Origin of the sequence: Nonomuraea phyllanthi (assembly GCF_006334985.2) — a bacterium.
Lineage (GTDB): Bacteria > Actinomycetota > Actinomycetes > Streptosporangiales > Streptosporangiaceae > Nonomuraea > Nonomuraea phyllanthi.
On sequence record NZ_VDLX02000002.1, the window covers coordinates 1 to 12370 of the forward strand.

Annotated in this window: 16 protein-coding genes; 12 read left to right on the forward strand and 4 right to left on the reverse strand. The window is 64.5% G+C overall.

The features are described from left to right. Positions 1-696: 696 nt before the first annotated feature. The 4 genes from FH608_RS05450 to FH608_RS05465 all read right to left on the reverse strand — a co-directional run bounded on the left by FH608_RS05450 (position 697) and on the right by FH608_RS05465 (position 4427). Entirely contained in the window at positions 697-1506 is an 810-nt protein-coding gene (locus FH608_RS05450; protein WP_226899024.1) for a DUF6461 domain-containing protein, read from the reverse strand. A 201-nt stretch (positions 1507-1707) separates the two neighbouring features. Continuing rightward, positions 1708-1914, reverse strand: a complete 207-nt coding sequence (locus FH608_RS05455) for a CopG family ribbon-helix-helix protein (protein ID WP_139629080.1) — start codon at positions 1912-1914, stop codon at positions 1708-1710. Positions 1915-1963: 49 nt separating this feature from the next. Then, complete coding sequence (locus tag FH608_RS05460) at positions 1964-3148, reverse strand: tyrosine-type recombinase/integrase (RefSeq protein WP_226899175.1); 1185 nt, start codon at positions 3146-3148, stop codon at positions 1964-1966. Between the two features lie 88 nt (positions 3149-3236). Next, complete coding sequence (locus FH608_RS05465; RefSeq protein WP_193318249.1) at positions 3237-4427, reverse strand: helix-turn-helix domain-containing protein; 1191 nt, start codon at positions 4425-4427, stop codon at positions 3237-3239. 284 nt (positions 4428-4711) lie between these two features. Between FH608_RS05465 and FH608_RS05470 the strand changes: the two genes are divergently transcribed. The 12 genes from FH608_RS05470 (at position 4712) to FH608_RS05520 (ending at position 12359) form a co-directional block, all read left to right on the forward strand. Continuing rightward, positions 4712-4930: a helix-turn-helix transcriptional regulator gene (locus FH608_RS05470; RefSeq protein WP_139629084.1), complete on the forward strand. Its 219-nt coding sequence runs from the start codon at positions 4712-4714 to the stop codon at positions 4928-4930. Between the two features lie 78 nt (positions 4931-5008). Continuing rightward, a complete protein-coding gene (locus FH608_RS05475) occupies positions 5009-5467 on the forward strand; it encodes a RusA family crossover junction endodeoxyribonuclease (RefSeq protein WP_139629086.1) in 459 nt (152 codons plus the stop codon). Beyond that, positions 5464-6282 (forward strand): hypothetical protein, encoded by an 819-nt coding sequence (locus FH608_RS05480; protein WP_139629087.1) that lies wholly within the window; start codon positions 5464-5466, stop codon positions 6280-6282. Before FH608_RS05475 ends, FH608_RS05480 begins: the two co-directional genes overlap by 4 nt. Positions 6283-6301: 19 nt before the next feature. Further along, a complete protein-coding gene (locus FH608_RS05485) occupies positions 6302-6862 on the forward strand; it encodes a hypothetical protein (protein ID WP_139629089.1) in 561 nt (186 codons plus the stop codon). A gap of 76 nt (positions 6863-6938) precedes the next feature. Then, positions 6939-7352 (forward strand): hypothetical protein, encoded by a 414-nt coding sequence (locus FH608_RS51260; protein WP_193318250.1) that lies wholly within the window; start codon positions 6939-6941, stop codon positions 7350-7352. Then, a complete protein-coding gene (locus tag FH608_RS05490) occupies positions 7349-8431 on the forward strand; it encodes a bifunctional DNA primase/polymerase (protein ID WP_193318251.1) in 1083 nt (360 codons plus the stop codon). Before FH608_RS51260 ends, FH608_RS05490 begins: the two co-directional genes overlap by 4 nt. Before the next feature lie 233 nt (positions 8432-8664). Then, positions 8665-9981 (forward strand): DNA primase family protein, encoded by a 1317-nt coding sequence (locus tag FH608_RS05495; protein ID WP_226899177.1) that lies wholly within the window; start codon positions 8665-8667, stop codon positions 9979-9981. Positions 9982-10315: 334 nt separating this feature from the next. After that, the gene (locus FH608_RS05500) at positions 10316-10669 is read left to right on the forward strand and encodes a hypothetical protein (protein WP_139629096.1); all 354 of its coding nucleotides are present in this window, start codon (positions 10316-10318) and stop codon (positions 10667-10669) included. Between the two features lie 10 nt (positions 10670-10679). Next, positions 10680-10985: a hypothetical protein gene (locus tag FH608_RS05505; protein ID WP_139629098.1), complete on the forward strand. Its 306-nt coding sequence runs from the start codon at positions 10680-10682 to the stop codon at positions 10983-10985. Positions 10986-11006: 21 nt separating this feature from the next. Next, the gene (locus FH608_RS05510; RefSeq protein ID WP_139629100.1) at positions 11007-11438 is read left to right on the forward strand and encodes a hypothetical protein; all 432 of its coding nucleotides are present in this window, start codon (positions 11007-11009) and stop codon (positions 11436-11438) included. A 73-nt stretch (positions 11439-11511) separates the two neighbouring features. Then, complete coding sequence (locus tag FH608_RS05515) at positions 11512-11928, forward strand: hypothetical protein (RefSeq protein WP_139629102.1); 417 nt, start codon at positions 11512-11514, stop codon at positions 11926-11928. Further along, positions 11925-12359, forward strand: coding sequence for a hypothetical protein (locus tag FH608_RS05520; RefSeq protein ID WP_139629104.1), 435 nt, complete (start codon positions 11925-11927; stop codon positions 12357-12359). Before FH608_RS05515 ends, FH608_RS05520 begins: the two co-directional genes overlap by 4 nt. Positions 12360-12370: the final 11 nt, after the last annotated feature.

The window sequence follows — 12370 nt, forward strand, 5'->3', positions numbered from 1 at the left end:
TTCGTCCCCTTCGTGTTGATATGAGCGAATCGAAGGATTACGGAGTGGCCGTCTCTTGTCACATGGATCTCTCCCACACCACAGCATGGGCTAGATCACCCGCACACCATCTCCCTGGACGTGAACGGGAGCGGTGTGCACGTTCACCAAGTCTGCCTGTACGGACCGCAGCAAGCACCCGATACAGCCGCACGTACAGCAACCCCGCTTCACGCGGTCACACCCCACCGGCCCGTATCTACCGGTTGAGCATGACGAAGAGCGGCCGACGATGCGCCTACCCTTTCCGACGGATCAGATGGGCAACACCGTGGCTAAGGCCGTGACGATCGCGGACTTCGGTACCCGTCGTACGGGCTGGGACGGTCGCCGGCAAGCCCTCCTCCGTCGGACCTTGCCATCGGGTGAGCATGGCTGAGGTGACAGCAGCGCTGACAGCAACGCCCCCACACACCGACGCATGCGCGCCGCCATCCACATGTGCCTGATCACGGTCTCCATCATCCGAGCAGGGCGGTTGTCCCGCCTGAAAAGCGGACGGTCGTGCTGGTCGCTCAGAAAGTCTTCTCCGCCTGAAGGGACGTCGTAGGCGGTCGACTGTTCATCTGCTTGGTCAGGTTCTGCTCAGTGAGTGCAAGCTCGAAGACGTTACCTGGTTGCCGCGGATCCCATCCGTGAGGGAGCGTATGGCTGTGGTTACTGCGAGTTGGGGGCGACTCCACACAGGTAGACCGACTGTTCCAGCAGTTCCGGCGTCACCTTGACCCCAGTCAGGTACTCGGCCATCGCGAAGAACGACTCACTGCTGTGTGCGGCGTCGAATTCGACCTGCCGCGCGATCTCGGTGAATTCCTCCTCCCAGCTGGTGAAGGAGTCGATGTCGGAAAAGCTTGGCTCCAAAGCTAGACGCTCCTGGCCGTCTTCCATCCATAGGAAGTCTTCCTGCCCGTTGACATTGCGGAAATGGGATACCAGCCGCGTGCCCGCCGACAACCGTCCAGCAATGCTGGGGAGAACGCCCATGAAGCCGTTGGGTTCGACGATGAACGCCCAGTCACTGATGGGTGTGACCCCGAAGAAGTGGCTATACCCGGAGCCAGACCTACCGAGGTCGGAAACCCCTGCCTTGATCAGCTCCTTGAGTCCCATGGGCGGAAAGCCTTCGGCCCCGGTCCTGGCCAGAACCTGCTCAGGTGTCAGCCCGCGAACGAGGGTGAAGCAGTATGCCTCCCGAAGATCGGTGTACTCGTCGTAGATGAACCGGCCAAAGGTGAACCAGGCGTAGTCAGCGGCAGTCGCAATCATGCCGACATGCTGCCAGCCGAGGATGACAAAACGCAGCCACAGATGGGCGCGTCCCCTCTGTGTCAGGCTCAAGCGGGACAGGTGACCGCCAGGAGTCAGCATCAGCAGTTGTCTCGGGACAGCCGCGGTCTGGCCGATCTTGCTAACGCCGTTGCTAACAATGTCCCCAGACGCCGGGATACGCCCGTGGAACCCGATCAAGTCGGGGAGGTCGTTGAGCAGGTGCTTCTGACGGTGGTGGACACTTGTGGAAGATCGCGAACTGGCTACGGATCAGAAGGTTACGGGTTCGACTCCTGTCGGCCGCGCATAGCTTGACCAGGGAGTTCCTTGATCGCAAGGGACTCCCTGAGTCGTTTCTAGGGGTCCACTGCAGCAACGGTTGTAGCAACCAGGATGAGTTCACTGCGGTTCACCCCTGTTCGTCTCGGATTCCGCACGGCCCGCTTCTGTGACTAACTGACTAACTTGCTGGGTGCGCCGGGCGATGAATTCGTCCACCGCCTTGCTGATGAGCCAAGAGCGACTGCGCTCCTCGCGCTCCGCGATCGAGTCGAGGGCGCGGGTCTGCTCGTCCGAGAGGCGGACGCTGGTCACCGTCTTGGCCATGACTACAACGTAATACGTTCGGCTACGGAATACCAGAGACCCATGGACATCACTTCGCCCCTACCCTTCCGAGCTTCGCCAGGGCACCGTCCATCGAATCGGCGGCCTTCCGCTGCACCTCGGCTGAGAGATGCGTGTAGATGTCGGACGTCGTCGCCAACCGACTGTGCCGCAGCGCACCTTTGATGCCCTGCATGTCGAGCCCCGCCGCGTGCAGCCACGTCGCAGCCGTGTGCCTCAGGTCGTGAATGCGGATTCGCTGTCCATCTGGACGAACGATTCCAGCCCGGTCGCATAGTGCGGTCCAGGATCGGTTCGCGTTCCGTGGCTCGACCGGGGTCCCCACGTGTGTGGTGAACACCCACCCGGGATCGGCCCAGTACTCCGCCGCCAACCTCTCGACGGCCTGCTCCTTGCAGTGCTGCTTCAGCACCGTGATGAGGGTGGCGGGGATGGCCATAGAGGCGGTGGAGCCGTCCGTCTTGCCCTTCACCACTGCCAGTTGGCCGCGCCGCCGGCCGGTCTCCTGGTCGACGTCTCCCCGCAGACGCTGAAGGGACGGGCCGACGTTCACCACCCCGGCCTCCAGGTCCACGTCCTCCCAGCGCAGCGAGAGGGCCTCGCCTCGCCGCAGGCCGAGCCCCAGGATGGTGAGCCACAGCACGCCCCACCTGTCGTTGACCGCCTCGCTGAACAGCTTCTCAGCCTCTTCCGCAGTGAGCGCCGTACCTCGGGCGCTCCTCCCAGAGGGGGGCTCGACGAGTTCCGCCACATTGCGACTGATCAACTCGTCCTTCAACGCCGAGTTGAGCGCCGCCCGGAGGACCGCGTGGCAGTAGTTCACCGTCCGAGCAGAGAGCAGCTCGACTGGTGGCGGATCCTCACCAGGCTTGAGCTTCCTCTGCCGGGCAGAGGGTTTCTTCTGAAGTTCGAGCAGCCATTCGCGTAACCGAGCCGGCGACAGCTTCGTCAACTGCTCGCCACCGATGTGCGGGTTGATGTGTAGACGCACGTGGTCCGCATAGGAGATCCGGGTGGACTCGGCGAGCTTCCCGGCCGCAACCCGCTGCTTGAGCGTGACGTTGGCCCACTGGTTCAGGAACCGCTCCAGCGTGATGCCCCGACCGCTGGTGATCGGCCTGCCGTCCTCGACCTGGCGCTGTAGCTCGTGCCACTTCTCCCGAGCTCGCTTCTGCGACTTCGAGGAAACAGTGGGCCGTGACCCGTCTGGCATGGTCACGGTCCCAATCCACATGCCATCAGCGCGCCGATAGAAACTTCCTTCTCCGTTTGCGCGCGCCCGAGGTTTGCCACGTCGTGACTCAGAAGATTTCAACTGGCTTCTCCGAGCTAGATGGGGACGAAATGTAGCCATACTCAAAGCTGTTTTTCAGTTCAGCTTCGAGGATTAGAATTGAACGATCGGACCCGCTTATCTCTAGGACTGGTCCCGGAAACTTTTCTTGATCCTTTTGGATCTGCCTAAGCGCCTGATGTCGAGTGTGAAATCCGCCCGCCGCCAGGCCGACCCCGCCCCTTTCATCGTTCTTCCACCGCCGGACATACTCATACTGCCGACTATTGACTTCTCTGAATTCATAAGTGTATTCGGCGTTTTCGGGCACATAAGCCGCCACCGAGAACCACTGCGGGTCATGTGAACCACTGACCTGCCTGATATGCGTTGGCACGTGTGGGGCAAGGGCTTTAAGTAGTTCTATATCCTTCATCACCTTATCTCTATCGGCATATGGTCCCGTCGCTACAGTTTGGCCACTGTTTCCCAATACGACCAGGGCGTGCCCGTTGGATTGAGAGCTTTGCATGACACCGAACCAGCCGATTCGATCATCCCTGCGATCCTCCCCTTTGCAGGACAGATACCTAATAAACGCAATATCCAGCAACACAGAAGCGACGTCGGAATACTTAGACCCTCCAACCAAGAGCATTTCAGAGTCGATCGTGAGAAAAAAGCTAAATTTTCCCTCGGAGTGGCGTTGCACGCTAAACTGGCCTCGTTTGCGGGCTGCCGCGTCTGGGTCAACAGCGGCAAGAGGTTTTCTATAAAGATCAGCCATACGCGATTGCGCATCTACCACTTGCTGTCGGTTGTGCGCCAAAGCCCGCATCGCCCGATCCACAGTGAGCTCAGCGTTCTTCTGCTGATCCTGAAGTGCGCGAATCTTCAGAGACTGCTCTACAAGCTGGTCCCTAAGCGGGTCAGGACTCGCCACTGCTACCGAACTGCCAATCAAGTCCTGCAGCGGCACATTGAAAATAAGCGCGAGAGCTGCCGCTTCATTCAAACGAATCGGCCGAGTTCCAGATTCCACCTTACCGATCTGTGTCTGGTGAAACTGGAGGCCGGCCTGCTGCGTGAGACGATCCGCTAGCTCTTCTTGCGACCACCCGCGAGCTTGCCGAAGCTCTCGGACACGGACCCCGAAGATCGCTTCGAGTCCGCCATCCCTCATGAGGTTCGCTGCGGTTCGCCGAGGTTCATGCTCCATGGGATTGAAGGTAGCAACCTATGCCAAGTTGCGCCATCGGTCCGGCGATGCCACCATGGTCCACACCGGCGAACCTCCTGGCGCTTGAGTCTCTCAAGCTGACTGCGGTTCGTTGCGGTTCGCAACTTGCACGTCGGGGCTCCCAGCCCCTGGAACGAGTACGGCCCTGCCTCAGCGCGCCAACGCCGAGAGCAGGGCCTAGACGCTCCGAGCTCTACCTGCAGGACCAGCAAGACCTTCCCAAGTCAGTCAGTCACTAATTGCAAGCAGAAGAGGAGCGGTGCATGGATACTACCGACGCACCCGTTGTCCCTGGTAAGCGGCTGCTCGATTGGAAGTTCATCGCCGAGGACGCGGGCATCGGGAAGACCCAGGTCTTCGCCCTGCTCAAGTCTGGCGAGCTCCGTAGCGTCAAGATCGGCCCCAAGACCAGGCGCGTCCCCCGCGAGTGGTACGAGGAGTGGCTGGAGAGCCTCAAGGCCACCGCCATCAACGACTGCTGATCTCCCCCATCTGAACCCGACCCCGGCCCGCGTAGGGCCGTGGGCCTCTAACGCACACCGTCTTTCAGATGGGGACCCATGTACACGATCACCGTGTTCGGGACCCCCGCCCCGCAGGGGTCCAAACGGCACGTCGGCAAAGGCGTGCTCGTCGAATCCTCCACCCGCCTCCGCCCGTGGCGTGAGGCGGTAAAGCAGGCCGCCCTCGACGTCCGCGAGCAGACCCTCCAGGGTCCGCTCAGCGTCGAGATCGCGTTCACCTTCAACAAGCCCAAGTCCGCGCCCAAGACGAAGGTGACGTACCCGGTCACCCGCAGCTCAGGCGACCTCGACAAGCTCTGCCGGGCAGTCCTCGACGCCCTCACCGACGCCGGGATCATGCGCGACGACAGCCAGGTCATCGAGCTCATCGCCGCCAAGGGCTACGCCGGCGAAGACGGCGAACTCGACATCCCCGGCGCCGTCATCGAGGTCCGCGAACTCAACGGCCCTGACATCCCTGGCGTCCTCACCGTGCGCGAGGTGACCATCCAGTGAGTCTCGACCTTGTCACCCTTCCTTTCGTCCCGAACGGCGGAGACACCCCCATCAGCCTGGTCAAAGAAGACCTCGACCACATCATCACCAACGACCTCAACAACAGCCCCCGCTCCCTGCAGATAGAGATTGGGCCCAGCGAGATCAACCACAAGTGCGCCCGCTGGCTCGGCTACAAACAGCTCGCCACCCCCACCATCAACGAGCAGGGGTTGGCCTGGCGGCCCGCCGTCGGCACCGGCGTGCACTCCCTCCTGGAAGGCGTCTTCCGCCGCACCAACGAGATGCTCGGCACCACCCGGTTCCTCATCGAGCAGCGCGTCACCATCGGCGACGTGTGCGGCCAGCCGATCCGCGGATCCTGCGACCTCGCTGACCGGGTTAACGGCATCACCGTGGACTGGAAGATCGTCGGCCCGACCACGCTCCGCAGAGTCAAGGCGGAAAAGAAGCCGAGCGACGAATACCGCGCCCAAGCCCACGCCTACGCCCGCGGCTTCAACACGGCAGGCGTCCCCATGGACCGTGTCTCCATCTACTACTTGCCTTCCAACGGCGAATTCGCCGAGGGCTACTTCTGGTCCGAGTCGTACGACGAGCAGATCGTCCTCAACGCGCTCAAGCGACTCGAGGCCATCACCACGCTCACCAAGTCAATGGGCACGGCCGCGCTCGGCCTGCTGCCCACCGCTGACGCGTACTGCACGCGCTGCCCGTACCACCGCGCGGGCTCCCAAGATCTCGCCCAGGGATGCCCTGGCGACCCCGCCGCCCTCAACCGGGCGACGAACAGCATCACCAGCCTCATCGCATAACAGCTAAGGAGCAAACAGCATGACCAGCGCAAACGACTTCCTCATGGCCGGTGGCACCACCTCGGCGAAGTTCGCCACCCCCGGCACCACCGTCTCCGGCACCATCTGCCGTCAGCCCGAGGTGCAGCAGCAGCGCGACTTCACCAGCGGCAAGCCCAAGACGTGGGACAACGGCGACCCGATGATGCAGCTCCAGGTCGTCCTCGCCACCGACGAGCGCGACCAGGAGATCCCCGACGACGACGGGGAACGGGCCATCTACGTCAAGGGCGCCATGAAGAAGGCCGTCCAGGACGCCGTCCGCAAGTCCGGGGCGAAGGGCCTTGAGATCGGCGGCACCCTCACCGTCACCTACACCGGCGACGGCACCCCGTCCCAGAGGGGCATGAACGCGCCCAAGCTGTACTCGGCCGCGTACGTGCCGCCCGCCGCCAAGACCGCCAACGACGTGCTCAACACCCCCGACCCCGACCAGCCCGCCGCTCCGGCCGCCCAGAACGCGGCACCGAACGCGGAGGCGCTGGCCGCCGCCGGGCTCACCCCCGAGCAGATCGCCGCGATCCTGCAGAACGCCAAGTAGCCCGGCCCAGCCCGACCGGTCCGAAGCCGGGGCCCACGTGCGAGCCGTGGGCGGGCACGTTGAAAGGGGGTACACGATGCCGCTCGTCCGCATCGTCGTAGACGGCCACCAGGCCCTGGTCTATTCGCCGTTCGACGCGAAAGACCTGGTCAAGTCGATGCCTGACCGGAAATGGTCGCCCGGCGACAAGGCTTGGATCATCCCGGCCTACGACGTCGACGACCTCAAGGCCGTGCTCGAAGCGTCGAACTACACGGTCGTCATCACCCACAAGCAGCAGACCAAGCAGGAGCAGCGCCAAGAGCCCCCGCCCAAGAGCGGGCGCGGCGTGCAGACGTGGGCCGACCTGATGTTCACCGCACTCCCGGACCCGCTCGCCGAGAAGGCGTTCAAGGCGCTCACCCGGGTGCTTCACCCCGACGTCGGAGGGTCCACCGAACAGATGCAGATCCTGAACGCGGCCCGCGACCGGTTCGGGCGTTCCAAGTGACCGACCTGCTCGACGCCGCACTCGGCGTGCACGAAGCCGGGCTCTGCCTCATCCCGGCCCGAACCGACGGCAGCAAGGCGCCCGTCGTCCACTGGTCCACCTACCAGCACCAGCGGCCCACCGAGGAGGACATCCGCCGCTGGTTCACCGGCGACCGCTTCGACGGGTTCGGCGTCGTCTGCGGCACCGTTTCCGGCAACCTGGAGATGCTCGAGTTCGAGGGCCGCGCCATCGCCGAAGGCATCCTTACCCAGTACATCGAGCTCCTGGAAGACCACGGGCTCGGCGACCTGTGGGAGCGGATCACCCGGGGCTACAGCGAAACCACCCCCAAGGGCGGCCTGCACATCCTGGTCAAGGTGGACGGCGAGCTGCGCGGCAACACCAAGCTCGCCCGGCGCCCCTCCACACCCGACGAGCTCGCCGCCTGGAAGGCCGACCAGCAGGCCGGCATCGACGCTGAGCAGGACGAGGCGGTGCGCCAGCGCCGTCAGGCCGCGCTCGACAAGGTGACCCGCGGTGAGCAGGTGCCGCAGGTGCTGATCGAGACGCGCGGCGAGGGCGGGTTCGTCGTCATCGCCCCATCCAGCGGGCGCACCCACCCCAGCGGCAAGCCTTGGACGCTCGTCGCCGGCGACCCCGCCACAATCGCCACCATCAGCGAGGAGGAGCGCAACGCCCTCCACGCTGTGGCGACCCTCCTCGACGCGATGCCCGCCGTCGAACCCCCCGCACCCGCGCCCCCGACGCGTGGGGCAGAGCCCCACACACGCGGCGATGACGACGTGCTACGCCCCGGCGACGACTTCAACGCGCGCGCCGACTGGGCCGACATCCTCGAACCCCACGGCTGGCGGCACACCCACACCTACGGCCGGGCGCGCGGCTGGACCCGGCCCGGCAAGAACATCGGGCCCTCAGCCACCACCGGCCGCAACGACGGCGACAACCTGTACGTGTTCAGCAGCTCCACCATCTTCGATACGGAGAAGCCCTACTCCAAGTTCACCGTCTACACGCAGCTCGAGCACGGCGGCAACTACGCCAGCGCCGCCCGCGCGCTCCGCCTCCAGGGGTAGGCGGGGAACGGCCCCGCGACGACTTCTCCGGCCTCCTCACCGACCCTCCCAAGGGCGACAGTGACGAGGAGAAAGACGAGGAAGAGGACCGGGACGACGACTTCTCGTTCCTGCTCGGCGAAGACGGCAATCTCGCCACCGTCCACCCCATCCGCCCGAAGACAGAAGCTCAACCCCAGGACGTCGCCGAGTCCACCTACCGCTACAGCGAGGACCGCAACGCGCTCGCGCTCATCGTCCGCTTCGGCGATGTGATCCGGTACTGCCCGGACCGCAGCAGGTGGCTCGCCTGGGACGGCCGCCGCTGGCAATGGTGTGAATCCGGCGGAGGCATCGTCGCCGAGTACGCCAAGAAGATCGCCCGCTCGCTGCCCGAACACGAGAACATCGACCGCAAGTACAAGGCGTCATCCCTGTCCGCCCGCGGCATCAACGCATGCCTGACACTCGCGCGGTCCGACAAGCGCGTCATGGTTCCGTACTCGGCGCTCGACGCGCACCCCTGGGAACTCAACACGCCGGGCGGCATCATCGACCTCCGTACCGGGAAGCTTCTCCCCTCCGATCCGGCCAAGCTGCACACACGCATGACCCGGGCCACACCCGACTTCGAGGCCGACCTCGGACGCTGGGGCGAGTTCCTCACCGACACCTTCGGAGACGAGCAGCCCCTGATCGACTACATGCAGCGCCTGGTGGGGTACAGCGCCATCGGTGAGGTCGGGCCGCATATCTTGCCTTTCTGCTTCGGCAGCGGCGGCAACGGCAAGGGCGTCTTCCTCGAGGCGTGCGCCTACGTACTGGGCGACTACTCCGGTAAGGCGCCCCGCGGATTCCTCACAGTGAAAGCCAGCGATCCCCACCCCCAGGAGATCGCCAAGCTCGCCGGCGCCCGCATGGTGCTCTGCTCCGAGACGAACGAGGGCGACAAGTTCGACGAGTCCAAGGTCAAGGAACTCACCGGAGGTGACAGTCTCACCGGTCACTTCATGCGGGAGAACGACTTCACGTTCATCCCCAGCCACACCTTGTGGCTGATGGGCAACAACAAGCCGTCTGTCCGTAGCGGCGGCCGGTCCTTCTGGCGCAGGCTGCGCCTCATCGGTTTCGAGCACGAAGTGCCCGAGGGTGAGGCTGTCGACGACCTGCAGGGGATTCTCGCCCGCGATCACGGAGCCGTGATGCTGGCCTGGATTGCCCGCGGGGCCGCCGCCTACGCGGCTCAAGGGCTTGCAGAGCCGAAGAGCGTCACCGACGCCACCGCCGAGTACCAGAAGGAGCAGGAGACGGTTGATCGCTTCGTGGAGGAGCGGTGCCACATCGGAGGCGGCGACCGCGTCACGGTCAAGGTAAGTGTGCTATACGCCGCCTACGAGAAGTGGTGCGGCATCGAGCGGTGCGAGCCGGTCACGAAGACCTCATTCACGTTGAAGCTGAAGAAGTACGGCATCGAGAGCAAGCCGCTCGGCAAGAACCGCGACAAGACGTACACCAACGTCGGCTTGATTCCGGATGAGGATCAGCAGAACGCGGACGAGTGGTTCAAGTGATCACCGCAGGGCGGACAGGTTGGCGGACAGGTTTGAAAAAACCAGTCCGCCCTCTGACCTGCAAAAACACCCATAAAGGCGGACAGGTTGGAATGCAACCTGTCCGCCCTCTGACCAGCCTGAACACCGCGACACGCCGTAAAGGCGGACAGGTTTCTCGACCTTGTGCAGCTCTAACGCGCGCGCACACACACGCGCGCGCATTCACCGTCATACCTGAAATCAGTGAAACTTGTCCGCCAAACAAGATCAAGATCTATGTTTCCGCAGCTAACAGCACGTGCGAGCTACGAGGAAACCTGTCCGCCCAACCTGTCCGCCCTCGAGGTGCGAGATGACCGAGCACCTCATTGAACGCCCCCTCCAGCCCGGCATCTGCCCCCGCTGCCGCGCTCTCGTACTCGCCGGCCATAACGCAGGCATCCTCACCATCGTCGACCCGGCACCCCTCGACCGGCGCAACGAGATGCTCGCCCTCCTGGCAGGCCGCAACACCTACGACCTCATCACCGAAGGCATCCCGCCACGCCTCTACGCCGAATGGCGGTGCTCATTCCGGATCAACGGCACCCGCCGCCATCCCGTTGTCGCCGCCCACCCCTGCAAGGGCCGCGGCTTCACCCCCGCCAAACCGCCCAAACCACCTACCCCACCGATTCAGCCCGTACTCGAAGAGATCCCTTTCTGAAAGGAGCACCATGACCATCACGATCAACCCGCGAGAGCTCAGCCATGACGGCTCTTGCGACAACGACAGCCCTCACGGCCACCCGTGCGGACGAGACGCCATCGCCGCCGTCCTGTCCGCCACCCAGCCCGAGTGCTGGAGCGACGGCGCGCCTCCCGCCAGCGTGGCGTTCCTGTGCGCGGACCACCTCACCACCGAGCCGATCGCGCAGCGCGAGCACGCCGAGCACAACGCCCGCGGAGCCGAAGGCCCCTCGCTCGAGCTGTGGGCCGCGCTGCTCGACAACTACCCCCAGCCCATCTACCTCGCCCCGTGACCAAACGACAAGGAGAGAACCGTGACCACCATCGTCATCTTCGACAGCAGCACCCGCTGGGGTAGCGGCGAGACCCGCTGCTGCCTGTGCGCCAGCCTCTTCACCTACGACCTCAACCAGAAGACCATCCCCGGCATCAAGGCGCCCGACCTCTGTCCGCAGGGATGCGGCGACAGCCGGGAGCCGAACACCCACAAGGGCGGATGCCCCGCACTCGGCGGCGACATCTGCGCCACCTGCCTCTCCCAGATCGCCACCGACCCCGAAAGCATCCGGTTTGGTCTCCGCGTCCGCATCAAGGACCTGCTCGCCCAGGCCAACGTCCTGACCGCCTACCTGGCCGCCAGTGAATGGAAGAACGAGCTGGCGTTCTCGGAGATCCCCTGCCCCAAGTGCGGCACCGAGATTTACCGCCGGCCCGGCGAAGACCCCCTCTGCACCATCTGCGAGTGACCAGCGACAAGACCGCCCTCGCGGGTACCGAGGGCGGTCACCCCAACAATCCCACAACCAAGGAGAACGCCCGATGAGACAGGACAGCATGACCCCCGAGTGGGAGATCGACGAGTTCGTCAAGACGTGGCTGCTGCAGCACGCCGACGGCTTCCGCGCCGGCACGATGTGGCTGGCCACCGGCCCGCTCAAGACCGAGGTGTACGAGATCGCGAAGATCCACCGCGACCTCCACGACGGCGGGTTCAGCGGCACCGACTCCTGCGTCTATGACGCCACCCTCGTCCCCGGTTTCCTCGACTACCTGAAGGACTCCCCGAACGAACGGGAGATCTACGACGGCGTCGAGGAGATGGCCGACATCAACAAGCGGCAGGGCACCAACTACGCGCTGAACTCGTGGCCCAAAGAGGCGTACGGCGTCGGTTTCGACGACGCGTTCATGCTCGGCTTCGCCAACGCCTGCTACGTGGCGGTGAAGTTCCGATGACCACCGTCACCGCGCTCCCGCCCCGCGGCGGCGAAGCCTTCGACCTGCCCGCCGGCGCCCGCGAACTCTGCCAGGAGTACATGCGTGGCTTCCAGGCCGGGCTCGCCTGGCTGGATTCCGGGGCGCCCGTCTCCGAAGTCGACGCCATCGCCGACTTCTACGAGCAGACCCGCCCCGGCCAGCCGTCCGAGGAAGCCACCCACTACGAAGACGCCGACCGGTTCCTGAACCTGTTGGCCTTCATGCACCTGAACGGCCACGGCCACCGGTTCGTCATCGCGAACGGTCCCGAGGTGCGGGCCGAGCACATTCGCGACTACGGCCCGCAGTTCCTCGCCTGGGACATACCAGGCCGGGTGTTCACCGTGACCGCGCTCGACTCCTTCGACGACGGCCTGGCCACCGCCGTCTGGCAGGCCCGCCGAGGCTGACGACATGTCAC